Below are 25997 nucleotides of genomic sequence, written 5' to 3' on the forward strand. Positions count from 1 at the left end.
CACTACAATCCGTCAAACAATTGAATTATCGCGCGGATAGGGGGTTAGCCAATCGTATCCCTCTTGCGTGACGACGATCGAATCTCCGATCCGCCCCCCTCCTTTTCCGGTCAATGTGATGCCGCCATCGACGGCGAAGGTCATGCCCGCCTCGATCAGGGCGCTTTCACCCCGCTTGAGCTCTGGAGCCTCCAGAAGAGAAAGGCCGACAGCGCGGCCGGTTCGATAACCGGGCTTGAAGCCGGCTTGAGCATAGGCTTCCTCGGCGGCCAGGTTCACCGCGTCACAAGTTACGCCTGGGCGGATCGCTCCCAAGGCAGCCCTCTGAGCCTTTACGGCCGCTTCCTGCACATAGAGCTGCTCGTCGCTCGCCTTACCGACAAAGAATTGGCGGTCGAAGCCGAGTTTGTAATTGCGAAACCGGACCATGCCACAAAAACACAGATAGACCGGATCACCGCTCTCCAGCCGACGCGTGGAGGCCCGACGATGGACCATGCAGGTGTCGCGGCCAGATTGCAGGATCTGCAGATCATGAATGAGCGGGGACACGAACCGATCGTCCGTCTCTTGAAGCAGTCCAGCTGCCTTGCGCGTTCCAGCGGCCATCGCCGCCAGCGCAATTTCATATTCCGGTACGCCAGGTCCGATCGCTTGCCGGGCGCCTTCCATCATCGCGACCGCAACCTCGCCGGCCTGGCGCATGGTCGCGATCTCCTGCGGTGACTTGATCTGGCGCAGGGCGCCGACGACGGGACCGATATCCTCGAACCGGCTTTGGGCCAGGAAATTTCGCAGCTCAGCCGACACGACATTGGGAATGAAACGCTCTTCCACGCCGATGCGCGCCCGTTCGGCGTCCGAGAGCAGATCCCTGAGAGGCCGTCGCCATTCCTCGCCGCCATCCGCCCAGGGCCTGATATCTTCGATCCAGCTCATCGAAGCACACATTTCGGCTTCCATGAGCGGAGTGATGATCGTCGGCTTGGAACCGGGATTCACGATCAGAATCGTCGGCCGCCCAAACTCCATGCCGAGATAATTCCAGTAGCCCGCAAAGTAAGCGATCGCATCGGGATGAGTCAGGATTGCGACGTCGGTTTTCACAGCGGCCATCGCCTCGCAAAGCGCGGACACGCGTCGAGCATATAGACTTCTCATTTTCCAACCTGTATGCAGCTTAGGTGACGTAGTCATTAAGTATGAAGGAAAACTCATGTCAAGTAACCAAATTTGCTCACAATACGGTGAAGAAATGAAATCGCTGCATACAGCAAGGCCTTCAGCTCCAGTGAAGATCGAATTTGATCGCGGGCGGCACGACCGGGCAAAGATCGGGTTCGTCCTGCTCGCCATGGAGCAGACGATCGAGGACGACATGTTCCGTTTGTGTCCTCCTGGCGTGGGCATCCACTTTTCGAGGGCGCCCATGACCAACCGGATCAGCGTCGCCACGCTCGGTGCAATGGCGGTCGGCATCGGGGACGCCGCCACCCATCTGTTGCCCGACGAGGATCTCGATGTCGTTTGCTATGCCTGCACATCCGGCAGCGTCGTCATCGGCGAGGAGCGCGTATTCGCCGAACTCAGACGCGGCAAACCCATGGCCAAGACAACATGCTTGATCTCATCGGTGATGCGCGCCTTGGAAACGCTCGGCGCGCGCCGCATCGCGATCGCCACACCCTATTTGGCGGAGGTCAATGCAATCGAAAAAGCCTACATGGCCGCACGGGGTTTCGATGTTGTCGGCATGCAAGGCCTTGGCATTGAAAACGATGCGGACATGGTCAAGGTCGCGCCTCGCACCATCCTCGAATTCGCCCAATCGGTCGACCATCCACAAGCAGAGGCTGTATTCATCAGTTGCGGAGCCTTACGCTCCATCGACATCATCACCGAACTGGAGGTAAGGTTGGGCAAACCCGTTATAACCAGTAATCAAGCGATGATGTGGGATTGCCTTCGGCTGGCCGGCGTTACCGACCGTCGCACCGATTGTGGAAGGCTCTTCCAAGATCATTAGGACGAGCGATGGAGCCTGCAGACAAGAGCGCAGTTACACCTGCCCTTCCCGCCCCGCGGGGGCAGGCTCCGGATATCTACCGCGTCTTGCGGGAGCGCATTTGCCTGTTGCGCTATCCGCCGGACATGCGACTGAGCGAACACGAACTCGCCGTTGAATTCGCTGTCAGCCGCACGCCGATACGCCAGGCCCTTCAGCGGCTCGAATATGACGGCTTGACCACCGCCCGCAACGGCGTGGGCACCATCGTCACGGGATTGGACGATCTTGCTTTCCAGGAGATCTACCAGTTTCGTCTCCGGCTCAGCGAGATGATCGGAGATTTCCCCGACGAAGCCGAGATTCCGGGCGCGCTCAATGACGTGAACCTCCTGCGCCAGCGCCTGCGATGCCTGGACAAAGACCGGGAACTGGAGGTCTTCTGGGCCCTCAACCACGGTCTTCACCATGCAACCAACCGTCTGATCGCAAACAAGGCCCTGCGCGAAACCCATGAGCGCTACTACTTTCAAGCCTCACGGATCTGGTACAGCGTTATTCATTCGTTCCTAAGCGAGCAGTTGGAAGATTTTGCCAGCGAACTTAACGAAACAGCGCGCGCCCTTGCCACCGGCGACGTGCGGGCGGTCGGTTATATTCAACGCAATCACATTGCCTTTGGCCTGTTGCGGGTCGAGCACGCACGCGGAAACTGATATGTGCGAAACTAAGCGCATTTACATGTTATAAGCGATTCCCATCGGCGATTGCCTTGCCGATGTTCGGTTCCATGGAACTGAGCAAGATTATCGGCCAGAATGCACGGCGGATGAGAAAGGCGTTGCGGCTGAATCAGGACGATTTCGCCGCAAAAGCTAAGCTCAGTCAGCAGCAGATCAGCAAGATCGAGCGCGGCTCTCAGAACGTCACTCTGAAGTCGATTGCAAAACTTGCAAAAGCCTTTGACGTCCCTGATATCGAACTCTTCCTGCCGCCCGACATGGAAGTACGCAGGAAACACGATACAAAATGATCGCAGGGAGAGCGGCGAGCCGGACAGGTGAAGATAAGCACCCATCTATCCTTGCAAATTAAAAAATCACACTTTAATTTGCAAGGATGTTGAATCGCCGAATCCATCCTGTCGTTCGTCAGGCCCTTGATCGTCAAGCTGCGGTTGCCCTCATCGGCCCCCGGCAAGTAGGCAAGACGACACTGGCTCTTGAGATCGCCGAGGAAACCGGCGCCCTCTACCTCGATTTGGAGATGCGCGCCGACCGCGCCAAGCTAACCGACCCCGCCTTGTTCCTGAAAGACCATGAGGACAAGCTGGTCATTCTCGATGAAATCCATCGTGCCCCCGAGATCTTCCAGGAGTTGCGCGGACTCATTGACCAGGGTCGTCGCCGCGGGCATCGCAATGGCCGCTTCCTTCTCCTGGGATCGGCATCGATCGACTTGCTACGCCAGTCTGGCGAAAGCCTGGCCGGTCGCATCGAGTATATCGAAATGACGCCGCTCGACGTTTTGGAAATTGCAGCTTCGCCCCCTTTCTCGGTTGCCAATGAACGGTTGTGGCTTCGCGGCGGCTTTCCCGACAGCTTTCTAGCGGGCTCCGACGCCGATAGTCTTGCCTTCAGGCGCAATTTCATCCGCACCTATCTGGAGCGCGATGTCCCCCAATTCGGCCCGCGAATTCCAGCCGTAACCCTGGAACGTCTGTGGACCATGCTGGCGCACAACCAAGGCGGCTTGCTCAATGCATCTCGGCTTGCCGCAGGCTTGTCGATCAGCGCTCCTACCGTCGCTTCCTATGTCGATCTCCTGGTTGACCTCCTATTGGTTCGCCGGCTGCAGCCCTTCCACGCCAATATCGGCAAACGCCTGGTCAAATCACCGAAAGTCTATGTCCGCGACAGCGGCATCGTGCATGCCCTGCTCGACATCGAGGACTCCAATGCGCTGGTGGGCCATCCCGTCGTCGGCCTCAGCTGGGAGGGCTTTGCTATCGAGAACATTTTGGCGGTGATTTCCTCGTTCACGCAGCCCAGCTTCTACCGCACCTCGGCTGGCGCTGAGATCGACCTGGTTCTGGACGGACCGAAGGGGCTGACCGCCATCGAAATCAAGCGCAGCCTAGCGCCGACTATCAGCAAGGGCTTCTATCAGGCGATCCAGGATATTCAACCCGCCCGATCATTCGTGGTCTATGCCGGCGACGAACGGTTTCCGCTCAAGCCCGGGATCGAGGCCATAGGGCTACAGCCGCTCCTCGGAGAGTTGTCGGCACTCGGCCGATAATCACCAAGGAAGCGTCTAGAGGCCCCGGCGACAGCAGGAACAGTTAACAAACACCGCAGAGCCAATCGAATCCATTCGACAATATAACTTGCCATCATGCGTTCGGCGCGGGCTGATGAATGCGGATGCCCCGTGCAATTTGGTTCAAAATCATGGGCTTCTCAATGAATCAGGGGCACCTTGCCTTGTTGGAGCGCTCCAAGGCGGGCAATGGCAGGCATGGTGGCGAATGCGCGATCGACGGTCGACGACCTTTATCGAGCGATGGCGATCCGGACGGAACTCGATCGATCTGCGCCAGCTTCGCTATGTCATCCTGGCGGCCGAGCATCGCAGCTTCCGGCGCGCGGCGGCATCGCTGAACGTCCAGCCTTCCGCGATCAGCCGGCGTATCCGAGACCTTGAATTTCGTCTCGGGACAGCGCTTTTCATACGATCGCCCTCCGGCGTCGAGATGACCAGGAAGGGGCGTGAATTTCTCGACCGCGCCCAACCCGTTCTGGAGGAGTTGGAGGCGGCCACAATGGCGATCTCGGCAGATGCCTGTCAGGCGTTGCGTATCGGGATATGTCCAACCACCAACCCGCGCCTGCTTCATGTCCTGCTGGATAGCCTCAGTTCGCGATATCCGGCAATCCGGGAGGTCCTGTTCGAAGGCGAGGAGGAAGAAAATATGGCGTCGGTGCGCTGCCGCCGCTTGGACGTCGCCATCGCCGCGGTAACCAACGTTCCCGTGCGCTACCATACGATCCGCCTATGGCACGAGAACGTCTTCGTCATCCTGCCTACCGACCACGGTCTGGCGACTCTTGGTTCGATCGGCATTCCTGATCTCCTCCACTATTGCCTTTCGATCAGCAAGGACGAGCCGGCCAGTCAGATCATCGACGCTCTGCGAGGGAAAGATGAGGAGACGGCCACGCCTGTGCCAATCGAGGTTTGTGACCTGGGCCGGCTTGCCCTCATAAGCCAGATAGCGCTGGGGCGACGGCTTGGTCTATGCGGTGAGGCGGCTACGGTCATGTCGTTTCCGGGGGTGACGTTTCGGCCGATCGCAAAGCTCTGTCCTCTCACCTTCAGCGCTATCTTTCTGCCTGACAACAACAAGCCGGCCTTGCGCAATTTTCTCCAGATCGCCCGATCACTCAGGCTCTTGCGGCAAGATCCGCACGGTTGGCCTCCCCTTGCTCCACCTCGTCGTTTCGATGCCGCCACCCGCGGCAAGACATAGTCGCAAGGGACGCCATCACCCCTTTAATGGCGCGGGCTTGGTTGCACTTTTGGCCTTGGCAAATCCGCGATCGGTCGCCATGAACCGTTCCAGCATGGGAATGATCAGCCTGACTGCATCGGCCGGCTTGCCTGCGCTCTCACGACCCAGGATTTCGGCATAAGCAACAAGATCGCGATGAAGGCTGGCCGGTAGATCCAGCGTCACCTTCACCGGCTTGTCGTCGGCAATCGGTCCGAGCTTCAGCTTGGTCATGGTCATCCTCTATAGGGTTCGAAGACAAGATCGCGTGTGACGATGACGCGAACCGGAAATCCCGGCCGAATAGTCAGCGTCGGCGCCACGTTGAGCTGGCGACGGATGATCTGCTGGCCGGCCTCGTTTATGGTGTCCTGCGTGCCATTGCGGATCGCGCGCAAAAGCCTGTTTTGATCATCGACTGCCAGTTCAGCCCCGACCGCGAGCAGCGTCGACAGGCCAGCGGCTTTGGCAAGATCCCACCAGTGGTAATCGACACCATCCTCAAGGCCGGCATAGCCTTGTGTATCGGCACCAGGCTGACGTTCCAGGACAATGGAGCGGCCACTGGGCAGGATGAGCCGGTTCCACACCAGCAGCACCCGGCGCTGGCCAAACTGGACACTGTTGTCATATTGACCAATGATCCGCGTGCCCTGCGGCACGAGCAGAATACGGCCGGTGGGACTGTCATAAATATTTTCCGTGACCTGCGCCGTGATCTGGCCGGGCAGATCCGAGCGGATCCCTGTGATGAGGGCGGCCGGAATGACGGCACCGGCCTGCAGCACATAAGGCGAAGCCGGCGGTGTAACCCGATCGGACGCAATGGTGCGCCGATCCGCGGCGGCATTGAGGAAAGCCAGCTGCCTGTCCTGGGCTGTTGATTGACCAGACTGACCCGCGAGATCAAGACCTGCAAGGCTTGGCGTCGACCCGCCGGTCATGCCTGCCACCGTCGATCCTGCCCGAGCCTGGAAGAAGACTGTGCTGGTACGGGCGGCCTCTTCCTCGGCCCGTCGGCGCTGTTCGGCTTCATCGATGCCCGGCGTGGGAACGGCCGGCGGCACGACGGGCTGCCCCTTGTTCTGCGCGTCCAGGATCGGACGGCCGAGGTCACCGGGTAGCGCCGGCCCCAGGATGGGGCCGGTATAGTCACGCGGCAGGCCGGAAAGACCATCGGCGGGCTGCCGATTGGCGGTGGAATAAAGCTCTTCGCCATTCTGTTCTCCACTGCGGTTTTGAAGAGCATAGATCAACGCGCCCCCGACGCCGAGCGATGCGACGATACCGATGCCAACCAAAACCTTGCGCGAAAGCCGGGTGACGCGCGGCGGCTCAGCGCGCAGACGCATGGCCGCGGCATTGTCGTTCTCACTCATGACGAAGGCCTCGCATCGGTCCGCGCGATCCTGACGGTCTGCTGGCGGTCGCCGCTGCCAAGACGCAGTTCGGCCGCGCCGAACAGGCGATCGACAATCAGAATGTGCTGGTAGGTGCGGGTGTTGACGATCTGGGCTTCGCCCTCCGGGCCGATGACGAAGAGGGGCGGCATTTCGCCTTGCACGATGCCACGCGGGAATTCGACATAGACGTGCCGGCCGTCATCATACACGGCAAGGGGTTTCCAGGGCGGATTGTCGCCGGTGAGGCCATATCGATAATTGCGCGCCGCAACCGCGGGGATCGCCGGTGCTGGGGGCACGGCTTGGCGCAGACCTCCCGACGTTCGCGGATAGGCCCAGGAAATGGCCGGCATGTAGGGTTTTTCGTCCGAACGCAGCTCGATCATATAGGTGCGACGGTCGGTGGTGATGACGAGGTTTGTGGCGATACCCGCGCGGCTGGGTTTTACCAGGACATGAACGCGTCGTGTCACCCCGGCTCCACTCTCGGTGTCACCGATGATCCAGCGAGCCGTGTCGCCGGCGGCGATCGGCCCCCCTCCGGTCAGGTTCTCGCCGGGCTCGAGAGCGATATCGGTGATCTGCCCGGGGGCCGCATAGACCTGATAAAGCGCGCCTTCCGACCAGGGATAAACCTGGATGGCATTGTAATAACCTTCGCGGCGCGGCTGGACGCGGGCGGCGGCATTGGCGTTCTCGACGCGAGCGGTCGGCACCGTCGCAGTTGCGCCGCCGCGCGCCGGCGACCAGGCCGGGGGACTGTGCAGCGGCCGCGGCCGGTCCTCGGCAACTGCGGCCGGCATCGCGGCAAGCGGCGGCACGTCTTTGTCATAACGGATCTCAGGGGGCTTTTGCGTCGTGGCGCAGCCAGCCAGCAAGCCGCTTGAAAGCAGAAGAACCGCAATTGCGGATTTACCCAAAACCAAATTGCCGTCTCTGCGGATCATTAGCCGCCTCATTGGCTCATCTCCCGTGACCAGTTGATGGCATTGACATAGATCCCGAGCGGATTGGCCTTGAGCCGGTCGGCATCGCGTGGCGGCTGGATGGCGATGGTGAGAATCGCGGTCCAACGCTCGGTCGCCGAGAGCTTGCCGTCTTCATAGCGTCGCTCTATCCAGGCAACGCGGAAGGAATCCGGCGAGGCGCGAATGACCGACGATACCTCGACGGCGATCTGCTGCTTGCCGACCTTGATGAAGGGGTCATTGGCACGGGCATAGTCGTTGAGTGCCCCGGCGCCGCGATCCGTGGTCCAGTCGTAGGCCCGCAGCCAGTTCTGGCGGACGATGACCGGATCGGCGGGAATGGAGCGAACCTGCTCGATGAAGCGGGCGAGATGCCAGGCGATCTGCGGATCGGTCGGGCGATAGTCGGCTTCAGCGGGCGCGACCGCCTGCGCCTGGCCAAGATTGTCGACCTGAACCACCCATGGCACGACCGTGCCGTTGGCCGACTGCCAGACCAGTGCCGCGGCAAAACCTGTCGACAGGATCAACGAGCCGAAGGCCATGTACCGCCAGTTCCTGGCCTGAACGCGGGATGATCCGATACGCTCATCCCAGACCTGCGCGGCCTTCTGGTAGGGAGTTTCGGGTTCGGGAGTCTTGCCGTAATGCGCGGCATGCCGCCGGAAAAGGTTCATGAGCGGTCACTTTCGGAGAGATTGACGGAGGAGCCGGCGCCGTGGCTGTCGCCGGCGCGAACGGCATGGGCCGCGGTCTGAACGGCGTCTCCTGTATGGATGGATCGGCGAAGGCGCTGCGTCCGGCCTGAGGGGGCATCCGCAGGCCTGGTCTGTGCAGGCGATGTCTCGGCCCCAGCGCCAATCGTCCCCTTGGTCGAGGAGCCGCCGGTTAAAGTGAAGCCGGATTTGAGGCCTTCGGCATAACTGGACTTGCCGCTCGCAGCGGCTCTGCGAAGTGGGGAGACCGCCGCGCTGCCGGCCGCGCCTCGCGCTGCACGTGCCACACCGCCGAGACCCGAGGCGACGCCGGCCGCTCCGGATGTTCCCACGGCGCCCAGCGAATAGGCCGCGTTCGCCGAGCCGGCTGCGGTCGCGCCGGCACGAATGGCAGCGGCTCCGCTGGAAAGCGCCGCGGCCCCTCCCCTCGCAGCCAGCATCGCGCCACCACCAACGGCGAGGGCCGCCCCACCGGCAAGGAGCCCCGTGCCAACGGCGGCACCAGCGCCAAGCTGCGGCCCTCCTGAGACGAGGCCATTGGCGATACCGGGACCGAAGATGCCAAGGCCGAGGAGCGACAGCGCGGCAAGAACCACAGCCATGGCGTCGTCGATGGTCGGCGTCTGCCCGCCAAAGCCGCGGGTGAACTGATCGAACAGGGTCGAGCCGATGCCGATGACGACGGCGAGCACCAGGACCTTGATGCCGGAGGAGATCACATTACCGAGCACGCGTTCGGCCATGAAGGCGGTCTTGCCGAACAGGCCGAAAGGGATCAGCACGAAGCCGGCCAGTGTGGCGAGCTTGAACTCAATCAATGTGACGAAGAGCTGGATTGCCAAGATGAAGAAGGCGAGGATCACCAAGGCCCAGGCAAAGAGCAGGCAGGCGATCTGGATGAAGTTCTCGAAGAACGCCACCCAGCCCATGAGGTCGGAAATGGATTCGAGTAGTGGACGGGCCGCGTCGAGGCCGGTTTGTGCGACCATGCCGGGGCGCATCAAGTCCGCCGTCGAAAAGCCGGTGCCGCTGGCCTTGAGGCCAAGGCCCGCGAAGCTATCGAAGACGATCTTCGCCAGATTGTTCCAATTGGAGATGAGATAGGCAAAGGCGCCGATGAAAAGCGTCTTTTTCACCAGTCTGGCGATGATGTCGTCATCGGCACCCCAACTCCAGAAAAGCGCCGCCAGTGTCACGTCGATGACGATCAGAGTGGATGCGATGAAGCCGACTTCGCCGCCTAGCAGCCCGAAGCCGGAGTCGATGTAGCGGGTGAACACCCCGAGGAAGTTGTCGATGACGCCGCTACCACCCATGCGTCACCGTCCTTCGCTCGAGGGTGAGGAGAACGGCTCGGAGGCCCGACCGAGGAAGCGATCGCGCGTCTGGCTCCAGACACGCAGGCACTCGGCATCCTCAAGAGCTTCTTGTCCAAGCTGCCGGCAGCGGCGCTGCCCTTCACGCAGCGGATCGCTATCGGATGGGATCAGGCGCACCGGCGAAGTCGGTGATCTTTTCTGCTTATCGGTCAACTCGATCACCGTCACCGTAATGGCGACAGCGACGAACACGATCGCGCCGAGGCGCGCAAACGTCTTGCCATCCATGACGATCCCCCACCCCGCCTCAGTTGCCGGTGTTGAACATCTGCGCATTGCCGGGCTGGTAGCTTGTGCCCGGCGTCAGGAAGCGGCGACGCTGCTCGCGTCCCTGGTCCGCTGCGGCGGCACGCTCGGCCTCGCTGAGCGTGCTTGCCCGCCCATTGGCGGCGAGAAGTGCGAGCAGATCGGAGAGCTGCTGGGATTGCAGAGCCAGAATCTGATTGCCGGCCTGGGCTGCCTGCAGCGCACCGGTCGCGCCCTGGCTCTGGTTGACCAGGGCCGACATCTGCGTCCGGTTCGCATCGATATTGCCGACGACACCGGCCTGTACCCGCATGGCATCCTGGAGACCGCCAACCGTGTTCTGCCAGCGCGAGCGGGCATCGGCGACGAGTTGCCGGTCGCTCGCAGACAGCGAGATATTCGCGTATTTTTGCTGGAATATCTGGTCGACCCTCTGGACGTCGAAGGCGATGTTCTGTGCCTGATTGAGAAGTTGCTGCGTCCTCTGGACTGACTGCTGGATCTGCTGAAGCGAAGAGAACGGCAGGCTCGTGAGGTTGCGCGCCTGGTTGATCAGCATCTGGGCCTGGTTTTGCAGTCCGGTGATCTGATTGGTGATCTGCTGGAGCGAGCGCGCGGCCGTCAGGACGTTTTGCGTGTAGTTCGATGGATCGAACACAATATCCGCGCAAGCCGGCGGCACCATGATCGGCGCCAATGCCAGGGACGCAGAAAGCAGGGTCGTCGCCAGAACGGCAGCGTGCGGTCGGAGATGGCGAGCTCTCATGACTGGGTCTCCTGTTGGGGTGAGGGGATAAGAGGTGGAATGAGATCGATCGCCCAGCCGGCATTGCGGGCCTCGAGCCAGGCTTTGAGAAAGCCCTCGTGGCCGTGCTCGGCGAGCAGGTTGCCAATGAGCGTCTGATCGGATTTGGAGGATGCGGCGCACAGCGCCAGGCCGACTTCGGACAGGCCAAGCTCGAAGAGGCGATTGCCGCGCCGTGACTGGCAATAATAGTCACGCTTGGGTGTTGCCCGCGCGAGGATCTCGATCTGCCGGTCGTTCAGCCCGAACCGGCGATAGATCGCCGTGATCTGCGGCTCAATCGCGCGCTCATTCGGCAGGAGAAGCCGGGTCGGGCAGCTTTCGATGATTGCCGGCGCGATCGCCGAATTGTCGATGTCGGAAAGCGACTGCGTGGCGAAGATGACGCTGGCGTTCTTCTTGCGCAGCGTCTTCAGCCATTCGCGAAGCTGGCCGGCAAACCCCTCATCGTCCAGCGCCAGCCAGCCCTCATCGATAATGAGCAAGGTGGGTCGGCCATCGAGACGGTCGCCGATGCGATGGAACAGATAGGACAGCACGGCTGGCGCCGCGCCTGTGCCGATCAGTCCCTCGATCTCGAAGGCTTGCACGTCGGCGCCCCCGAGATGTTCGGCTTCGGCATCGAGCAACCGACCATAGGGACCGCCGATATAATAGGGTCGAAGCGCCTGCTTGATGCTGTTTGACTGGAGCAGGACCGCCACGCCCGTGATGGTACGCTCTTCGATGGGGCCGGAGGCGAGAGAGGTCAGCGCCGTCCAGATATGGTCCTTGACCTCCGGAGTTACGGGTACACCCTCGCGCGTCAGGATCGCGGCGAGCCAGTCAGCCGCCCAGGCGCGTTCATAGGTATCGTGGATGCGACCCAGCGGCTGAAGCGCGACGGAGGCGTCGGAGCCTTCGGTCAGGCCGCCGCCGAGATCGTGCCAATCGCCGCCCATGGCGAGTGTCGCGGCTCGGATGGAACCGCCGAAATCAAAGGCGAAGACCTGGGACAGCTCGTAACGCCGGAACTGCAGGGCCATCAAGGCGAGCAGCACGGATTTGCCGGCACCGGTCGGGCCGACAACGAGCGTATGACCGACATCGCCGACATGAAGGCATAGCCGGAACGGGGTCGAGCCTTCCGTTCTGCCGTAAAGCAGCGGGGGCGCATCGAAATGCTCGTCCCGTTCCGGCCCCGCCCACACGGCGCTGAGGGGGATCATGTGGGCGAGATTGAGCGTCGAGATCGGAGGCTGGCGTACATTGGCGTAAGCGTGTCCGGGCAAGGAGCCGAGCCAGGCATCGACGGCATTGACGGTCTCGATCATGGCGGTGAAATCGCGGCCCTGGATGACCTTCTCGACCAGGCGCAGCTTTTCGTCGGCAAGGCGTGGGTCGGCGTCCCAGACTGCGATGGTGGCAGTGACATAGGCCATGCCGGCGAGGTCTTGCCCGAGTTCTTGCAAGGCGAGGTCGGCATCACCAGCCTTGTTCGCCGCATCCGTATCCACGAGGACGGATGCCTCGTTGGTCATGACTTCCTTGAGAATCGCGGCGATGGATTTTCGCTTGGCAAACCATTGCCGCCTGATCTTGGTCAGCAGCCTGGTGGCATCGGTCTTGTCGAGCAGGATGGCACGCGTCGACCAGCGATAGGGAAAAGCCAGCCGGTTGAGGTCATCGAGCAGGCCGGGCGTGGTCGCGGTCGGGAAACCGACGATCGTGAGAATGCGAAGGTGCTGATCGCCCAGACGCGGTTCCAGGCCGCCAGTCAATGGCTGATCGGCCAGCAATGCGTCGAGATAGATCGGCGTCTCGGGGACCCGGACGCGATGGCGTTTGGTGGAAACGCACGAATGCAGATAGGTCAGCGTCTCGGCGTCGTCGAGCCAGCCGCATTCCGGCATGAAGCCATCGAGCAGGGCCAGAATGCGGACGGTGCGATCGGCAAAGTCTCGCAGGATCTCCGACGGATCCACGCCGGCCCGTTCCCTGCCCTCATAGAGCCATGTTTCGGCGCGTGCCGCTTCCTCGGCCGGCGGCAGATAGAGCAGGGTCAGGAAATAGCTTGAGATGAAATGGACGCCCTGCTCCTCAAAGTCGGCCTTGCGCTCGGCATCGACGAGACCAGAGGCCGGATCGGGAAAGATGCTGTCGGGATAGGTCGCCGCTTCATGACGCTGCGCCTCGACGAAGATGCTCCAGCCCGAACCGAGGCGGCGGAAGGCGTTGTTGATGCGGCCGGCGACCGCGACCAGTTCAGCCGCAACGGCCGAGTCCAGATCGGGCCCGCGAAAGCGCGCGCTGCGCTGGAACGAGCCATCCTTGTTGAGCACGATGCCCTCGGCCACGAGCGCAGCCCAGGGCAGATAGTCGGCAAGACGTGCGGCGGAGCGGCGATATTCGGCGAGGTTCATCATGGCCGCCGCTCACACCGACAGATGAGCGGGAATGTGCAGATGCCGGCGTCCAACTTCGATGAAGAGTGGATCGCGCTTTGCGGCCCAAACCGCCGCAAAATGCCCGATGGCCCAGATCAACAGCCCGACGAGCCACAGACGCAAACCGAGGCCGACCGCCCCTGCCAGCGTGCCGTTCACGATGGCGATGGAGCGCGGTGCGCCGCCGAGCAGGATGTGCTCGGTCAGCGCACGATGAACCGCAACCGTGAAGCCCGGCACGGCGTCGAGTTGCTCAAAAGCCATCGCCATCAGACCAGCGCTCCGCCGCCGAAGGAGAAGAACGACAGGAAGAAGCTCGACGCTGCAAAGGCGATGCTGAGGCCGAAGACGATCTGGATCAGCCGCCGGAAACCACCCGACGTATCGCCGAAGGCGAGTGCCAAACCGGTGGCGATAATGATGATCACGGCGATGATCTTGGAAACCGGCCCCTCGATTGACTGAAGGACTTTCTGAAGAGGCGCCTCCCACGGCATGGACGAACCGGAGGCAAAAGCGGCCGGAGCGAGGATGAGATTGACGTAAGTAAAGGCCGCCGCGGTCGCGACCGTGCGACCGATGCGCGTGGTGACAAGGATCATGGGAGATTTCCTGCGTTCGAGGTATCCTGGGTAATGCGGTAGTCGCCGTCCGGGCCGAGCCCTTCGACGAAGGCGAGTTCGACCAATCGCCGCGCAGAGCCGCGGCCGGATAAAACGGCGACGAGATCGATGGTCTCGGCGATCAGGGCACGGGGGACGGTGACGACCGCTTCCTGAATGAGCTGTTCGAGCCGGCGCAAGGCGCCGATGCCGGAACCGGCATGGATGGTGCCGATGCCGCCCGGGTGCCCCGTCCCCCAGGCCTTCAGGAGATCGAGCGCTTCTGCACCACGGACCTCTCCAATGGGAATGCGGTCCGGCCGCAGGCGGAGCGACGAGCGCACGAGATCGGATAATGTGGCCACGCCATCCTTGGTGCGCATGGCAACCAGGTTGGATGCCGCACATTGCAGCTCGCGCGTGTCTTCGATGATGACGATGCGATCGGCGGAATTCGCGACTTCCGCGAGCAAGGCGTTTATGAGCGTGGTCTTGCCGGTCGAGGTCCCCCCCGCAACCAGGATATTCGCGCGCGAAACGACTGCTGCGCGCAAGGTCGCGGCCTGGCGGGCAGTCATGATGCCGGCATTCACATAGTCGCCGAGCGTGAAGACGGCGACAGCGGGCTTACGGATGGCAAAGGTTGGAGCAGCGACAACGGGAGGAAGCAAGCCTTCAAAGCGCTCGCCGGTCTCCGGGAGTTCAGCGGAAACGCGCGGTGCGCGCGCATGAACTTCGGCGCCGACGTGATGGGCGACCAAACGCACGATGCGCTCGCCATCGGCCGCCGATAATGTCTTGCCGGTGTCGGCCAGTCCCTCAGAGAGACGATCGACCCAGATGCGGCCATCGGGGTTCAGCATGACCTCGACGACGGCGGGTTCCTCCAAAAAACGGGCAATGGCTGGGCCAAGCGCGGTGCGAAGCATGCGCGCGCCACGTGCAAGGCCGTCTGAGTTGTAGTGCGAAGCCACCATGCTCCCCCGATTCCAGCGGGGCGGACACGGTCCTTCCCCTGACGGGGATGATTAAAAGAGCCAGATTCCGCGCTGCTTCAACGAGAAATCGAGGACGCCGTAGTGTGGCGTAAAAATACAGGAGATCGGCGGTTTCGTGCTTTTGAGATCCACGAAGGAGCGGGTGCGCATGGGGTATTCGAAGCCGCAGTCAATGCTTCGAGTGCCTAACCGTGATGGCGGTCGTACATGCGAATGTCGCCTGCAACAGGGTCAAGAAGACCACAGCGCAATGGTCAGGTGCGGACCAAAGACGCCAAGAAGATAAGTTTTTCTGATCAGAAACAGAAGATAATGCGATTAGATCTGATGAAAGAGATAATTTACTGAGCGGATTAGATCGGCAGCGGCGAAGCGTCATGCAGTCGCTTTGCCTCATCACCGAACAGATGGAGACGAGCCATGAATTCCGCCCAATCGGCCGCAATCGACCCAATTGGTGAAATCTACACGGAAGCGACGGTACAAGCGCTCAACGCCGCTCTCGCTCAAGAAAATATCGATGCATCTGCGGTAATTGCAGTCTTGCCCGTCCCCAGCAGGACGATGGCGACGATTTCCGGCCCACAATTCCGCATCCTGTTCCGGAAGGCTTAATGCCAGAAAGTGTGGCTAAGTCGTGGTTGTCTGGTAGGTGATCGATCCTGGCAGGTCCTCGCCAATCTCCTGTCGTAACTTTGGCTTCTTGGCCAGCCGACAACCGAACTCGATAACGAAGGAATCCAACTTCTCGCTAAGTTTTGCGCGAGTGGCTGCCAAGTTTTGCGCAAGTGGCTTACGCAGTGGTGCGTTCTATCTCGAAGTGCGACTTGCTAGCGATGTCAAAGGCCTATCGTTATTTCAGGTCCCCTCATGAAACGCACCTACTCCTAGATCAGTTTGGATGAACGACGTAAGATCGAGCGCTGGCGCCATGCAGGCGTGAGTGTCGACGTCATCGCGGAAAAGCTCGGGCGGCACCGCTCAACGATCTTCCGGGAGTTGCGACGCAATCTGTTCAACGACAGCGAACTGCCCAACGTGTGCGCTTTGCAAGCTGTTGCGCTTGCCGTCACTGAGTTCGGCAGTCGAGGAGCGACTACGCCATGGTTGGTCGCCCGAACAGATCGCCGGCCGGCTCGAGCACGACCGCAGCCGCAGCCGCAGCCGCACGCGTGTGTGCCATGAGACCATCTATCGCTTCGTGCATTCCCGCGAAGGACGCGAGCAGAAGCTGTGGCACCACCTGCCCGAAACTCCTGCCCGGCGGAGGCCTCGACACGCCGGTAGGCGACATGGGCGCCGCTTCAGCCTAGAACTGAGCATTCTCCACCGTCCAGACGTCATGCGCGAACGCCGCCAACTCGGCCATTGGGAGTGCGATCTCATCCAGTTCCAGCGGAAGTCCGGCAAGGCCAACGTCCCCTCGCTAGTCTAACTCGTCAGCCGCTTCACCGTCCTCGCTCGCAACAATGACAGGCAATCGCGCCCTGTCATGCAAGGCCTGATTGAGTTGCTCGCTCCCCTACCCCGAACGGCGCGCCGTTCGATCACCTTCGACCGTGGTACCGAGTTCACCGACTGGCCCTATCTGCAGGCCGGGCTTGACGTCCAGACCTGGTTCTGCGATCCCCAATCGCCCTGGCAGAAGGGCACCATCGAGAACACGAACCGACGTGCGCGCCGATGGCTACCGAGTGACGTCGATCCTCTGTCCCTCGACGAGCCTCTCCTTCGCCAATGGTGCCATCACCTCAACTCGACACCCCGCAAATGCCTGGGCTTTCGAACACTCGCCGCGGTCTTCCGCAGAAAGCTGATGGCAGCCCGGCGATGAAGCAGCTATCCTGCGCCTGCCCGCTGTCGCACTTCGGTGAGAACTCACATGTCAGTGACTTGTCATGTCCGAGGTTGAATCTGTAGAAATGGCTCAGTGGTCGCTATGCTGGCGAAACCCGTATACAGAGTCGCCAGGTCCACGTGTCTTGGCCTCGTCCCTCGTCCGGCGGGTCCAGCCATGCCCTGAAGAGGTGTCGGCCTTGTGGGACCTGATGCGTATATTCGAGCGCTTTTCAACCTGGCCCTGCACCGTTTATCGCATTCTGCTCGGCGTCGTCGTGCTCTGGATCGCCTATCACTGAGGCGAGTTGAAGAGCCCTACCGTGTCCCCTGGCCGCCAAGCCGGCTCCCCGCCTCACCACAAGGCACCGGCACGGCCTGGTCGGTCCGTTCGGGTGCGCCGATACGGCCGAGGGAAGTTGTTATCGAGAGGCGCAAGTTCAGCGTGGACCGTGCCGGCTAAGTTCCGGCACGGCTTTGCTTATCAGGGCGTGGTCCGGTTATTGCGCCGGCACCGGCTTGACTGTTGCCGCAGGACGCGCCTGTTGTTGCTGCTGGAGCTTCTTGGCTTGCAGCTGCTTCTTATGAAGTTGATGCCCGGCCACGCAGCCTCCAACTGCGCCAAGCACGGCATGATGGCCGGCATAATGTCCAGCGACACCGCCGGCAACCGCCCCCGAGATGCACCCCACGGCATGGGCATGGGTGCTCATTCCTACGGCGGCAACGACCGCCACTGCCAGTCCGAGTTTCTTCATGTTCGCTTCGCTTTCTCGCCCCACAGTTATATGTAACGTTGGGTAACATCTTGGCGCGAGCAAGGCGGATAGCGAGCCTACGTTGTCGCGCGGCAATCGGGATGATGAGGTCGTCTTGTTCGACATTGTTTCTGCTTCCTGGATGCAGGACTCGATGCAGGCTTATGGTCTTTGGGTCCTGTTTGCCGTGGTGATGGCCGAAAGCATGGGTGTCCCCCTACCCGGAGAAACCGCCTTGGTAACAGCCGCTCTGTACGCAGGCTCGACGCACCGGATCAGTTTTCTGGCTGTGGTCGTGACGGCGGCTTCAGCGGCCATCATTGGTGACAATATCGGTTATTTGATCGGCCGGTCGATCGGACTTCGGTTGATCCTTCGATATGGCAGATATATTCGCCTTGACGAAACGAGGGTCAAAGTCGGCCAATATCTATTCCTCAAGCACGGCGGCAAGATCGTCTTCTTTGGGCGATTTATTGCCTTCCTGCGCGCCTTTGCGGCTGTGCTTGCCGGCGCAAATCGTATGCGTTGGCCGCATTTCCTGCTGATGAATGCCTGTGGCGGTCTTTGCTGGGCCACGCTCTTCGGCGGTGGAGCTTATCTGTTTGGCGAGCAGATCAAACGGGTCGCAGGTCCGGTCAGCTTGTTGCTGCTGGCGATTGCAATTGGTGTTGCCATTTTGGGTATCTTATTCTTCCGGCGCCATGAACAGGAGTTGGTGGATCGTGCAAATGCCGCTCTCCCGAACGAATGAAGCAGCGGCTTCCTCAAGTGCAGCCAGTACCGTTAGCCCTGCTTGATGACGCTCACAGGTCGCTAAAGAATATCTCGACCATGACGTCTCGCCGGGGCATTCTGCTACTCGTTTGGGGGCGAAGGAGAATCGCCATGGTGCGAATAATTGCTGCAGTTCTTCTATCAACCTGCCTCGCCGGAAATGCCTTGGCCGCTGGCGCCACCTGCAAGGCTCAGGCAACCGATAAGAAGCTGGCGGGAGCCGCCCTCACCGCCTTCACCAACAAGTGCTCGAAGGATGCAGGCAGTGCCTGCGATGCCCAGGCGGCAACCAAGAAGCTCGCGGGTGCAGCCAAATCGAGCTTTGTCAAGAAGTGTACGGCAGACGCTGTTGGCGGTTGAGCGGCAGTGAAGTGAATGATAGGCGCGCCTGGATGGCGGCCTTCCACTACGGTGGGAGGAGAGCCCCTGCGAGGGCTTGCGGGCGCGCCGATACTGCTTAGGCGAGACGTTTCAAGAGGTGATAACGCATCGCATGTGAAGCGACAGTAAGGAATTCTACTGGACAAAGGAAGCATGCCCGCAGCCGACTGAAACACACGGCTGGTGTGTTAAATTGCAAACGAAAGACCGATTGGTAAGGGTGGCAGACCATCGATGCGACTTCTCCTTGTCGAGGATGACCGCAAGACGGCAGAGTATATTACTCGTGGGCTGACGGAAGCGGGACACGTTTGCGACGGCCTCACGGATGGTCGCGATGCCCTGTTCGCTGCGACGCGTGAGACCTATGACATCATCGTCGCCGACCGGATGATCCCCGGCATCGATGGTCTGTCGCTGGTCAAGGCAATGCGGGCTGCCGGCGTGCGCACACCGGTGCTGTTTCTCACAGCCATCGGCGGTATTGACGACAGAGTCGAAGGTCTCGAAGCCGGCGGCGACGATTATTTGGTCAAACCCTTCGCATTTTCCGAATTCCTGGCACGCATCAATGCGCTCAACCGGCGCACGCCTGCTTACGATCAGAAACGTGTCCTGCGCGTCGCCGATCTCGAAATGGACCTGATCAAGCGACGGGTGGTTCGGCAGGGACAGGTGATCGAGCTCCAACCGCGCGAGTTCAGGCTTCTTGAGGTGCTGATACAGGCGGAAGGGAGGGTCGTCACCCGCACCATGCTGCTGGAACGCGTTTGGGATTTCAATTTCGATCCGAAGACCAGCGTCGTCGAAACCCACATCAGCCGGCTGCGGACGAAGATCGACAAGCCCTTCAAGACGCCGCTCCTCCACACAGTCCGCAACATGGGCTACAGCCTGCATGCGCCGACTTAGTCTGCTGCGCAGCACGCCCTTCCGGCTGGCACTCACTTTCGCACTGCTGTTCGTCGTCGCCTTCACGCTGTCTGGGGCGGTCGTCTATCAACTCATGCGCAGCAACCTGTCTGACCGCCTTGATCAATCCGCGAAGGAGACGTTCGCCGTCGTTGCTGCCACCTATGCTGGCGCCGATCTGGAGGATCTCGTCGCAACGGTGAATAGCCATGCCAAGCTGGCTTCCCCAAGAGAACAATTATTCTCCCTGACGGATGCGAATGGAGCTCATCTTGCGGGCAATTTCCTTGCAAATGACAGTCCGGCCGGCTTTTCGGTCATCGAGGAAGGAACATCCGGCGTTCCCAAGGGCAATGCCTATCGTGTCTTCTCCGGCAGGGTCGGAACCAACAATCTGGTCGTTGCATTGGGTCTGTCACAAACACGGGATCTAGAACGGATCGTCCTCATAGGGTTCGGCTGGGCGACTCTACTTGTCGCGGTCCTCGCCCTCGGTGGGGGAACATTGCTTGCATTGCGAGTCCAGCGCCGGCTCGATGCGATCGCGGCGACCATGGGCGATGTCTCCCAAGGCAGGCTTGCGGCCCGTATTGAGCTGATCGGCAACGGCGATGATATCGATAGTGTATCTGCACAGATCAACGCGGCGCTCGATCGGCTTTCGGCATTGGTGGAGGGCATGCGGCAAGTCTCCAGCGACATTGCCCACGATTTGAAGACGCCGCTCAATCGCCTGCAGATGATTCTTGAAGCTGCCGGGGAGAAGGCTGCAGCCGGAAAAGATATCGACCGTGAGCTGCTCGACGCTCGCGCTGAAAGCGGACAGATCAACGAAACCTTCGACGCATTGCTGCGCATCGCCCAAATCGAGGCCGGCGCGCGCAAGGCTCGTTTCACGGACCTCGATCTCGATAGGGTGGTTGAAACGATCGCCGAAATTTACACTGGTGTCGCGGAAGATAGCGGCATGTTGCTATCGATGCGCAAGACCCTGCAGGGACCGGGCGGGCGCATCCACGGCGATGCCGAACTCCTTACCCAGTTGTTCGCCAATCTCGTCGAAAACGCTCTTCGGCATTGCCCGCCTGGAACGTTCATCGAATTGTCGGTCACACAACAGGGCAATAGCGTCGTCGCCACGGTCGCTGACGACGGCCCCGGCATCCCTGAGCCCGAGCATGACAAAGTGTTCCGTAGACTATATCGGCTCGACAAGAGCCGCAGCACATCCGGCAGTGGCCTCGGGCTGAGCCTGGTCCACGCTATTGCCGATCTTCACGGCGCCAGGATTGTGCTCAAGGACATGTCTCCAGGGCTAGGCGTCGTCGTCAGCTTTCCTGCAGTGCACGGGACCTGATCTACGATCTGGCTTACCAATCCGTATTGTTACGGCGAACTGCCCGTAAACAATGCGGCTTAAACTCGGTGCATTCTGTCCTTCATGGAGAATTGCACCGATGAAAACAGTCCCGCCCATCGCCCTGAGGACCGGCGTTCTGGCCATCGGCGTCGCAATTGCAGGCTTCGGCACCGCGTCGCTTCCCCTCGCCGTCCCTATGGCCTCTTCGGCCGAGAAGCCCGCTCCCGCTGAAAAGAATCCGCCGGGCGACATCCCCGATACGCAAGTCTTTATCGACTATGTTTCGCCCGCGGGATTCACGCTCAAGGTGCCTGAGGGCTGGGCGCGTTCGGACCGAGCAGACGGCGTCAATTTCGTCGACAAGCTGGACGGCGTCATCCTTTCCGTTGCGAAGGCAGACACAGCACCGACCGTCGAGAGTACGAAGAAAGACTATCTGCCCAAGCTGGAAGCGGCCGAGCGTGCGGTGACGGTGGCCTCAGTGAGCGCCGTCAAGCTGCCGGCAGGCAGTGCCATTCGCATCGTCTATACGTCGAACTCCGAACCTAACGCAGTCAGTAGCAGGCAAGTTCGCCTCGAGAATGAACGTTATCTCTATTTCAACGGCGGGCGGCTTGTTACACTCGGGCTCTATGCCCCCAGAGGCGCCGATAATGTCGACCAATGGCAATTGATGTCACGCTCATTTGGATGGAAGTGACATGCCGGCGTTGGACGCCTACGAGCTCTACAGGTTTTTCCATGCGCTCGAGGAGGAAACATTTGCTCTGCGCGGCGTCAATCTCAGCCTATCGTCGGGCGAGTTCGTTGCCCTGATCGGACCATCGGGCAGCGGCAAGACCACATTGCTGTCATGTCTGACGGGATTGGACGAGCCGGACGGTGGTCATGTCGTTGTTGGGGGCGAACGGCTCACGCGACGAACGGAGGCGAGTCGAGCGAAGATCCGCGCGACGCAATTCGGCATCCTCCTGCAGTCCAGTATCCTGTTTCCGCATTTGAACGTTGAACAGAACATCCATTTCCAATTGCTCCTGGCCGGTAAGGTCGAAAAGGCGCGCATCGGCCACCTGATCGAGATGGTCGGTCTGGAGCGCCGCGCCAAGGCCTTCCCCACCGAGCTCTCGGGCGGCGAAACCGCTCGCGCGGGCCTGGCGGTGGCTCTGGCTGCCGATCCGCCGATCCTTGTCGCTGACGAACCAACCGCAGAAGTCGATCGAGACACCGAAGCCCGCCTGATCGACCATTTCGAAGCCAGGCGCCGGGCCGGCCTGGCGACATTGCTTGCGACACATAGCGCGGCGCTGGCGCAAAGGGCTGACCGCATCATCCGGCTGCGGGATGGGAGGGTCGTCGATGTCTGAGATGCTGGTCGTCGGCACTGGTGTTGGCCATGCATTTGTCGGCAAGGAGAACTGCGTCGAGGTCTTGCACGATGTGGACTGCGGCATCTCATCGGGCGCCCGCATCGGGCTCGTCGGTCCGTCCGGCTCTGGCAAGACCACCCTGCTGCATATTCTCGGCGGACTCAACAAGCCGACCCGCGGGAGGATCGATTGGCCTGGTCTCGGCCATGCCACACGGCTCAGGCCACGACGGATCGGCCTGGTGTTTCAATCACCAAGTCTGTTTCCTGCACTGAGCGTGGTGCAGAATATCGAGTTGCCGGCTCTTCTCGTCGGCGAAATCCCGGACCGCGACAAGAGCCTCAATCTGCTTTGTGCCTTTGGCCTCGAGGACCTCGCGGATAAATTGCCGGAGGACCTGTCGAGCGGTCAGGCCCAAAGGGTGGCAATCGCGCGGGCGTTGTTCCTGCGCCCCCAGCTTGTTCTCGCCGACGAACCGACCGGGCAACTCGACAGCGCGACGGCAGGCCGCGTGATGGAAGCGATTTTGAATCACCTCGAGGGCAGCAACTGCGCATTGCTCGTTGCTACGCATGACGAAAACGTCGCCGGTCGTCTGGCAATGCGATGGACAATGAACCATGGGCGATTGGCAATCGGCTGATCTGGCAACGGGATGATATCCATGCTGTGGCTGTGGATGCGCGGCGTTCTTGTTCACCGCTCTGCCCGAGTGGCAGGCGCAATGGCGGGAATTTGCCTCGCCGTCGCGCTGCTGGCGGCCCTGGCGTTGTTTTTTTCCGCTGCGCAAAGCAGCATGACGGCCCATGCCGTCTCGGCAGTGCCGATAGACTGGCAGGTGAAAATCGTCCCGGGCGCCGATCCGTCGGCACTCAGGCAAGCACTACAGCAGGCTGCCCCCCTACAGGCCGTGCACGAAGCTCGCTATGCTGGTGTTGACGGTTTCGAGGCAAACGCCGGCGGCACCACCCAAACAACGGGCCCAGGCCAGGTCGTTGCAGTTGACGACCGCTATTGGCGGGACTTTCCCGCCGAGATGCGGTTGCTGTCGGGCACGGCGGACGGCATTCTTGTCGCGCAGCAGACCGCTGCCAACCTTCACATCGCACCGGGCGATCGGGTGGCGATCCGGCGGATCGGCCAGCCACCAATGACGGTGCCGATCGCCGGTATCGTCGACCTTCCTGACGCGGACGCGTTTTTCCAGGCGATCGGCCTGCCACCGCAAGCAGCACCGCAAGCACCGCCCGACAATGTGCTGATCGTGCCGTCGGCCGACTGGCAGCGCCTGTTTGCCTCTCAACAGGCTGCCAGGCCCGACAGTCTGCAAGTGCAATTACATGCGCGGCTTTCTCGCGAAGCGCTTCCCGCCGACCCCGTCTCTGCTTTTGCCTTTGTGAGTGGCGCCGCGAGGAATTTCGAGGCGCGAGCAGTTGGACAGATTCTGATCGCCGATAATCTCGCATCGCGCCTCGACGCCGTGCGCGAAGACGCAGGCTATGCCACGGTGTTGTTCCTTTTCTTGGGGCTTCCGGGTATCGCGCTAGCGCTGGCGCTGACATTCGCCGTGACGACATCCGGCGGCGCACGCCGCAACCTGGAGCAGGGATTGCTGCGCGTGCGCGGCGCGTCTGTGCGAATAATCCTTGCCTTGGCATTTGGAGAAGCCGTCTTTGCGGCAACCGGCGGTGTGGTGCTCGGCATTGGGCTGGCTCTGGCATTTGCGCGACTCATACCGGGAATGGCCGTAATATCGGGTCCTAATGCGCAGCCGCTGATGCTCGCCGCGCTGATTGGCCTCTCGGCTGGCTTCATCGCCTATGCCTACCCGGCCTGGCACACCACTCGACGGCTTACGGTCAACGCCGCACGTCGGGTAATAGCGCCGGGCGGTACGCCCCTGTGGCAGCGGCTGTGGTTGGACGCGCTGCTGCTCCTGGGGGCTGCCTTGTTCTTCTGGCAAGAAGCAAGCGCCGGCTACCAGATCGTACTCGCTCCTGAGGGGGTGGCCGCAACAGCCGTGGACTACAAGGCGTTCATCGCGCCGACCTTGTTCTGGGCGGGAATAGCGCTTGCGACGCTGCGCCTGTCAGACAATGCCATACGTCGCGGTGGAGTTCTTCTCAGCGCTGCCGTCTGGCCGGTAGCTGGCGCACTGACGCCTATCGTCATCGCAGCCCTGTCCCGGCAAGCGCCACGGCTGACGGCGGGGATCGCCATGATGGCGCTGGCAATTTCCTTTGCAACATCAACCGCCATCTTCAATGCCACCTATATGGCGCAATCGCGGGTCGACGCCGAACTGACGAATGGCTCCGACGTCACCGTGTTTGGTACTGCCGACAGACCGGCAGGGACCCATTTATCGATGCTTGCAGGCCTTCCGGGCACGGGTGCCGCGGAGCCGATGCAGCACCGCTTCGCTTATGTCGGCTCCGATCTACAGGACCTTTACGGAATCAATCCTGTCAGCATCGATCGCGCGACAAGTCTGTCGGACGCCTATTTCGACAGCGGCAACGCGCGAGCGAGCCTTGCGAAACTCGCGTCGATCCGCAACGGCGTGCTGGTGTCCGAAGAGACGGTCCGGGATTTTCAGCTCCAGCAAGGCGACACCATCAACCTGCGGCTGCTGAATGCGAAAGATCACCAATATCATCCGGTGCCGTTCACCTTCATGGGGATCGTTCGCGAGTTCCCGACTGCGCCGAAAGACTCCTTTCTGGTCGCCAATGCCGTCTATGTCGCCGACATGACGGCTTCGCCAGCCTCTGAATATGTGTTGATGCGAGCCAGGAGCGATCCCGCCGCCTTGGCGCGGCAGGTCTCGTCGGCACTAGCAGCGGACCCTCGAATGAAGATCTCAGATATCGGCCAGGCCGCGCGTCTCATCGCATCGAGCCTGACGGCAATCGACCTTGTCGGCCTGACGACCATAGAGCTCTTTTTCGCCGTCGTCATGGCTACCGCCGCTGGCGGACTCGTTTTAGCGCTGGGCTTTATCGAACGGCGAAGGGACTTTGCTGTCTTGACCGCAATTGGAGCCACAAAGGCGCAACTCGCGGCGTTCCTGTGGAGCGAGGGTTTTCTCATCATTGTCGGTGGCTTTGCCTTCGGCATCGCCTCCGGCATTGCGATCGCCTGGATGCTGGTAAAACTGCTAGCCGGCGTTTTCGATCCGCCGCCCGAGGCTCTTACGATCCCCTGGAGCTACCTGGCAATCGTATTCTTGCTTGTCACCGCCGCTGTCGCCGCAGCGGTCCTGGCCACAGTCTCGCGATCGGGCCATGAGGCCGAGAATCTACGGGATCGCTAAGCCCGATTTCTGACAGCATCAGGGAGACACCATAAGGACGCCGTCAGCTTACGGATTTGTATGGTCGCGGCAATGTGGCGGCAAATTACGCCCTTCAAGGTCCGTCCATTCTCCGACACTGGGAACCACTGGCGCCGCCCACGCAGCGAAAGCGCCTAGCACCTGAGAGTTCAAGCGAATGGGAGCTTC

At 61.1% G+C, this 25997-nt stretch carries 27 protein-coding genes and 1 pseudogene; 15 read left to right on the forward strand and 13 right to left on the reverse strand.

The genetic code is table 11. The features are described from left to right. Positions 1-12 precede the first annotated feature (12 nt). Positions 13-1218 (reverse strand): M24 family metallopeptidase, encoded by a 1206-nt coding sequence (locus ACZYTC_RS32710; RefSeq protein ID WP_488991568.1) that lies wholly within the window; start codon positions 1216-1218, stop codon positions 13-15. On the opposite strand from ACZYTC_RS32710, the gene ACZYTC_RS32715 reads away from it, so the two are divergent. From ACZYTC_RS32715 to ACZYTC_RS32735, 5 genes are all read left to right on the forward strand, one after another. After that, entirely contained in the window at positions 1217-2026 is an 810-nt protein-coding gene (locus tag ACZYTC_RS32715; RefSeq protein ID WP_488991569.1) for a maleate cis-trans isomerase family protein, read from the forward strand. The two genes, ACZYTC_RS32710 and ACZYTC_RS32715, sit on opposite strands and share 2 nt — an antisense overlap. An 8-nt stretch (positions 2027-2034) precedes the next feature. Next, entirely contained in the window at positions 2035-2721 is a 687-nt protein-coding gene (locus ACZYTC_RS32720; RefSeq protein WP_488991570.1) for a GntR family transcriptional regulator, read from the forward strand. 74 nt (positions 2722-2795) lie between these two features. Continuing rightward, the gene (locus ACZYTC_RS32725; RefSeq protein ID WP_441774142.1) at positions 2796-3038 is read left to right on the forward strand and encodes a helix-turn-helix domain-containing protein; all 243 of its coding nucleotides are present in this window, start codon (positions 2796-2798) and stop codon (positions 3036-3038) included. A gap of 86 nt (positions 3039-3124) precedes the next feature. Next, positions 3125-4306 carry an ATP-binding protein gene (locus ACZYTC_RS32730; protein WP_488991571.1) on the forward strand — a complete coding sequence of 394 codons (1182 nt, stop codon included), beginning with the start codon at positions 3125-3127 and terminating at the stop codon, positions 4304-4306. 115 nt (positions 4307-4421) lie between these two features. After that, positions 4422-5537: a LysR family transcriptional regulator gene (locus tag ACZYTC_RS32735; RefSeq protein WP_488991572.1), complete on the forward strand. Its 1116-nt coding sequence runs from the start codon at positions 4422-4424 to the stop codon at positions 5535-5537. Between the two features lie 15 nt (positions 5538-5552). On the opposite strand, the gene ACZYTC_RS32740 is transcribed toward ACZYTC_RS32735, so the two are convergent. Genes ACZYTC_RS32740 through trbB form a run of 11 tightly spaced genes read right to left on the reverse strand, consistent with a single transcriptional unit; the run spans position 5553 to position 15080 of the window. Then, positions 5553-5792, reverse strand: coding sequence for a DUF2274 domain-containing protein (locus tag ACZYTC_RS32740; RefSeq protein WP_488991573.1), 240 nt, complete (start codon positions 5790-5792; stop codon positions 5553-5555). 2 nt (positions 5793-5794) lie between these two features. Further along, a complete protein-coding gene (locus ACZYTC_RS32745; RefSeq protein ID WP_488991574.1) occupies positions 5795-6937 on the reverse strand; it encodes a TraB/TrbI/VirB10 family type IV secretion system protein in 1143 nt (380 codons plus the stop codon). Next, a complete protein-coding gene (gene trbG / locus ACZYTC_RS32750; RefSeq protein WP_488991575.1) occupies positions 6934-7920 on the reverse strand; it encodes a P-type conjugative transfer protein TrbG in 987 nt (328 codons plus the stop codon). Before trbG ends, ACZYTC_RS32745 begins: the two co-directional genes overlap by 4 nt. Then, complete coding sequence (gene trbF, locus ACZYTC_RS32755; RefSeq protein WP_488991576.1) at positions 7917-8606, reverse strand: conjugal transfer protein TrbF; 690 nt, start codon at positions 8604-8606, stop codon at positions 7917-7919. The genes trbG and trbF overlap by 4 nt, the downstream gene beginning before the upstream one ends. Then, on the reverse strand, positions 8603-9961 hold the full coding sequence (gene trbL, locus ACZYTC_RS32760) for a P-type conjugative transfer protein TrbL (protein WP_488991577.1): 1359 nt from the start codon (positions 9959-9961) through the stop codon (positions 8603-8605). The genes trbF and trbL overlap by 4 nt, the downstream gene beginning before the upstream one ends. A 3-nt stretch (positions 9962-9964) precedes the next feature. Further along, positions 9965-10252, reverse strand: a complete 288-nt coding sequence (gene trbK-alt / locus ACZYTC_RS32765) for a putative entry exclusion protein TrbK-alt (RefSeq protein WP_488991578.1) — start codon at positions 10250-10252, stop codon at positions 9965-9967. Positions 10253-10271: 19 nt separating this feature from the next. Then, positions 10272-11036, reverse strand: coding sequence for a P-type conjugative transfer protein TrbJ (gene trbJ / locus ACZYTC_RS32770; protein WP_488991579.1), 765 nt, complete (start codon positions 11034-11036; stop codon positions 10272-10274). Further along, the gene (gene trbE / locus ACZYTC_RS32775; protein ID WP_488991580.1) at positions 11033-13480 is read right to left on the reverse strand and encodes a conjugal transfer protein TrbE; all 2448 of its coding nucleotides are present in this window, start codon (positions 13478-13480) and stop codon (positions 11033-11035) included. Before trbE ends, trbJ begins: the two co-directional genes overlap by 4 nt. A gap of 9 nt (positions 13481-13489) precedes the next feature. Next, a complete protein-coding gene (locus ACZYTC_RS32780) occupies positions 13490-13771 on the reverse strand; it encodes a VirB3 family type IV secretion system protein (RefSeq protein WP_488991581.1) in 282 nt (93 codons plus the stop codon). Beyond that, positions 13771-14103 (reverse strand): TrbC/VirB2 family type IV secretion system protein, encoded by a 333-nt coding sequence (locus ACZYTC_RS32785; protein ID WP_488991582.1) that lies wholly within the window; start codon positions 14101-14103, stop codon positions 13771-13773. Before ACZYTC_RS32785 ends, ACZYTC_RS32780 begins: the two co-directional genes overlap by 1 nt. Further along, on the reverse strand, positions 14100-15080 hold the full coding sequence (gene trbB / locus ACZYTC_RS32790) for a P-type conjugative transfer ATPase TrbB (RefSeq protein ID WP_488991583.1): 981 nt from the start codon (positions 15078-15080) through the stop codon (positions 14100-14102). Before trbB ends, ACZYTC_RS32785 begins: the two co-directional genes overlap by 4 nt. Positions 15081-15521: 441 nt before the next feature. Between trbB and ACZYTC_RS32795 the strand changes: the two genes are divergently transcribed. Together ACZYTC_RS32795 and ACZYTC_RS32800 are read left to right on the forward strand one after the other, a co-directional pair. Further along, a complete protein-coding gene (locus ACZYTC_RS32795) occupies positions 15522-15716 on the forward strand; it encodes a hypothetical protein (RefSeq protein ID WP_488991584.1) in 195 nt (64 codons plus the stop codon). A gap of 276 nt (positions 15717-15992) precedes the next feature. Continuing rightward, positions 15993-16935, forward strand: a pseudogene (locus ACZYTC_RS32800) (IS30 family transposase). Positions 16936-17437: 502 nt separating this feature from the next. On the opposite strand, the gene ACZYTC_RS32805 reads toward ACZYTC_RS32800, so the two are convergent. Continuing rightward, positions 17438-17695: a hypothetical protein gene (locus tag ACZYTC_RS32805; RefSeq protein ID WP_488991585.1), complete on the reverse strand. Its 258-nt coding sequence runs from the start codon at positions 17693-17695 to the stop codon at positions 17438-17440. 115 nt (positions 17696-17810) lie between these two features. Between ACZYTC_RS32805 and ACZYTC_RS32810 the strand changes: the two genes are divergently transcribed. The 8 genes from ACZYTC_RS32810 to ACZYTC_RS32845 all read left to right on the forward strand — a co-directional run bounded on the left by ACZYTC_RS32810 (position 17811) and on the right by ACZYTC_RS32845 (position 25808). After that, complete coding sequence (locus tag ACZYTC_RS32810; RefSeq protein WP_488991586.1) at positions 17811-18449, forward strand: DedA family protein; 639 nt, start codon at positions 17811-17813, stop codon at positions 18447-18449. Positions 18450-18583: 134 nt separating this feature from the next. After that, positions 18584-18832, forward strand: coding sequence for a hypothetical protein (locus tag ACZYTC_RS32815; RefSeq protein WP_488991587.1), 249 nt, complete (start codon positions 18584-18586; stop codon positions 18830-18832). Positions 18833-19087: 255 nt separating this feature from the next. After that, positions 19088-19765: a winged helix-turn-helix domain-containing protein gene (locus ACZYTC_RS32820; RefSeq protein WP_488991588.1), complete on the forward strand. Its 678-nt coding sequence runs from the start codon at positions 19088-19090 to the stop codon at positions 19763-19765. Continuing rightward, positions 19752-21122 carry a HAMP domain-containing sensor histidine kinase gene (locus ACZYTC_RS32825; protein ID WP_488991589.1) on the forward strand — a complete coding sequence of 457 codons (1371 nt, stop codon included), beginning with the start codon at positions 19752-19754 and terminating at the stop codon, positions 21120-21122. The genes ACZYTC_RS32820 and ACZYTC_RS32825 overlap by 14 nt, the downstream gene beginning before the upstream one ends. A 100-nt stretch (positions 21123-21222) precedes the next feature. Continuing rightward, on the forward strand, positions 21223-21825 hold the full coding sequence (locus ACZYTC_RS32830) for a hypothetical protein (RefSeq protein WP_488991590.1): 603 nt from the start codon (positions 21223-21225) through the stop codon (positions 21823-21825). A gap of 1 nt (position 21826) precedes the next feature. Then, the gene (locus tag ACZYTC_RS32835) at positions 21827-22489 is read left to right on the forward strand and encodes an ABC transporter ATP-binding protein (RefSeq protein ID WP_488991591.1); all 663 of its coding nucleotides are present in this window, start codon (positions 21827-21829) and stop codon (positions 22487-22489) included. Further along, positions 22482-23135 (forward strand): ABC transporter ATP-binding protein, encoded by a 654-nt coding sequence (locus ACZYTC_RS32840; RefSeq protein ID WP_488991592.1) that lies wholly within the window; start codon positions 22482-22484, stop codon positions 23133-23135. The genes ACZYTC_RS32835 and ACZYTC_RS32840 overlap by 8 nt, the downstream gene beginning before the upstream one ends. Before the next feature lie 21 nt (positions 23136-23156). Beyond that, complete coding sequence (locus ACZYTC_RS32845; RefSeq protein ID WP_488991593.1) at positions 23157-25808, forward strand: ABC transporter permease; 2652 nt, start codon at positions 23157-23159, stop codon at positions 25806-25808. Positions 25809-25997: the final 189 nt, after the last annotated feature.

It is taken from the genome of Labrys sp. F242, from assembly GCF_057813875.1.

Excerpts from the sequence above, each read along its gene's own strand:
- ACZYTC_RS32785 (WP_488991582.1), bottom strand. The coding sequence starts at position 14,103 with ATGATCCTTGTCACCACGCGCATCGGTCGCACGGTCGCGACCGCGGCG.
- ACZYTC_RS32825 (WP_488991589.1), top strand. The coding sequence starts at position 19,752 with ATGCGCCGACTTAGTCTGCTGCGCAGCACGCCCTTCCGGCTGGCACTC.
- trbE (WP_488991580.1), bottom strand. The coding sequence starts at position 13,480 with ATGATGAACCTCGCCGAATATCGCCGCTCCGCCGCACGTCTTGCCGAC.
- ACZYTC_RS32780 (WP_488991581.1), bottom strand. The coding sequence starts at position 13,771 with ATGGCGATGGCTTTTGAGCAACTCGACGCCGTGCCGGGCTTCACGGTT.
- trbL (WP_488991577.1), bottom strand. The coding sequence starts at position 9,961 with ATGGGTGGTAGCGGCGTCATCGACAACTTCCTCGGGGTGTTCACCCGC.
- ACZYTC_RS32795 (WP_488991584.1), top strand. The coding sequence starts at position 15,522 with ATGAATTCCGCCCAATCGGCCGCAATCGACCCAATTGGTGAAATCTAC.
- ACZYTC_RS32830 (WP_488991590.1), top strand. The coding sequence starts at position 21,223 with ATGAAAACAGTCCCGCCCATCGCCCTGAGGACCGGCGTTCTGGCCATC.
- ACZYTC_RS32725 (WP_441774142.1), top strand. The coding sequence starts at position 2,796 with ATGGAACTGAGCAAGATTATCGGCCAGAATGCACGGCGGATGAGAAAG.
- ACZYTC_RS32720 (WP_488991570.1), top strand. The coding sequence starts at position 2,035 with ATGGAGCCTGCAGACAAGAGCGCAGTTACACCTGCCCTTCCCGCCCCG.
- ACZYTC_RS32820 (WP_488991588.1), top strand. The coding sequence starts at position 19,088 with ATGCGACTTCTCCTTGTCGAGGATGACCGCAAGACGGCAGAGTATATT.
- trbK-alt (WP_488991578.1), bottom strand. The coding sequence starts at position 10,252 with ATGGATGGCAAGACGTTTGCGCGCCTCGGCGCGATCGTGTTCGTCGCT.
- ACZYTC_RS32815 (WP_488991587.1), top strand. The coding sequence starts at position 18,584 with ATGGTGCGAATAATTGCTGCAGTTCTTCTATCAACCTGCCTCGCCGGA.
- trbB (WP_488991583.1), bottom strand. The coding sequence starts at position 15,080 with ATGGTGGCTTCGCACTACAACTCAGACGGCCTTGCACGTGGCGCGCGC.
- ACZYTC_RS32710 (WP_488991568.1), bottom strand. The coding sequence starts at position 1,218 with ATGAGTTTTCCTTCATACTTAATGACTACGTCACCTAAGCTGCATACA.
- trbG (WP_488991575.1), bottom strand. The coding sequence starts at position 7,920 with ATGAGGCGGCTAATGATCCGCAGAGACGGCAATTTGGTTTTGGGTAAA.
- ACZYTC_RS32845 (WP_488991593.1), top strand. The coding sequence starts at position 23,157 with ATGCTGTGGCTGTGGATGCGCGGCGTTCTTGTTCACCGCTCTGCCCGA.
- ACZYTC_RS32835 (WP_488991591.1), top strand. The coding sequence starts at position 21,827 with ATGCCGGCGTTGGACGCCTACGAGCTCTACAGGTTTTTCCATGCGCTC.
- ACZYTC_RS32740 (WP_488991573.1), bottom strand. The coding sequence starts at position 5,792 with ATGACCAAGCTGAAGCTCGGACCGATTGCCGACGACAAGCCGGTGAAG.
- ACZYTC_RS32805 (WP_488991585.1), bottom strand. The coding sequence starts at position 17,695 with ATGAAGAAACTCGGACTGGCAGTGGCGGTCGTTGCCGCCGTAGGAATG.
- ACZYTC_RS32745 (WP_488991574.1), bottom strand. The coding sequence starts at position 6,937 with ATGAGTGAGAACGACAATGCCGCGGCCATGCGTCTGCGCGCTGAGCCG.
- ACZYTC_RS32735 (WP_488991572.1), top strand. The coding sequence starts at position 4,422 with ATGAATGCGGATGCCCCGTGCAATTTGGTTCAAAATCATGGGCTTCTC.
- ACZYTC_RS32715 (WP_488991569.1), top strand. The coding sequence starts at position 1,217 with ATGTCAAGTAACCAAATTTGCTCACAATACGGTGAAGAAATGAAATCG.
- trbF (WP_488991576.1), bottom strand. The coding sequence starts at position 8,606 with ATGAACCTTTTCCGGCGGCATGCCGCGCATTACGGCAAGACTCCCGAA.
- trbJ (WP_488991579.1), bottom strand. The coding sequence starts at position 11,036 with ATGAGAGCTCGCCATCTCCGACCGCACGCTGCCGTTCTGGCGACGACC.
- ACZYTC_RS32840 (WP_488991592.1), top strand. The coding sequence starts at position 22,482 with ATGTCTGAGATGCTGGTCGTCGGCACTGGTGTTGGCCATGCATTTGTC.
- ACZYTC_RS32730 (WP_488991571.1), top strand. The coding sequence starts at position 3,125 with ATGTTGAATCGCCGAATCCATCCTGTCGTTCGTCAGGCCCTTGATCGT.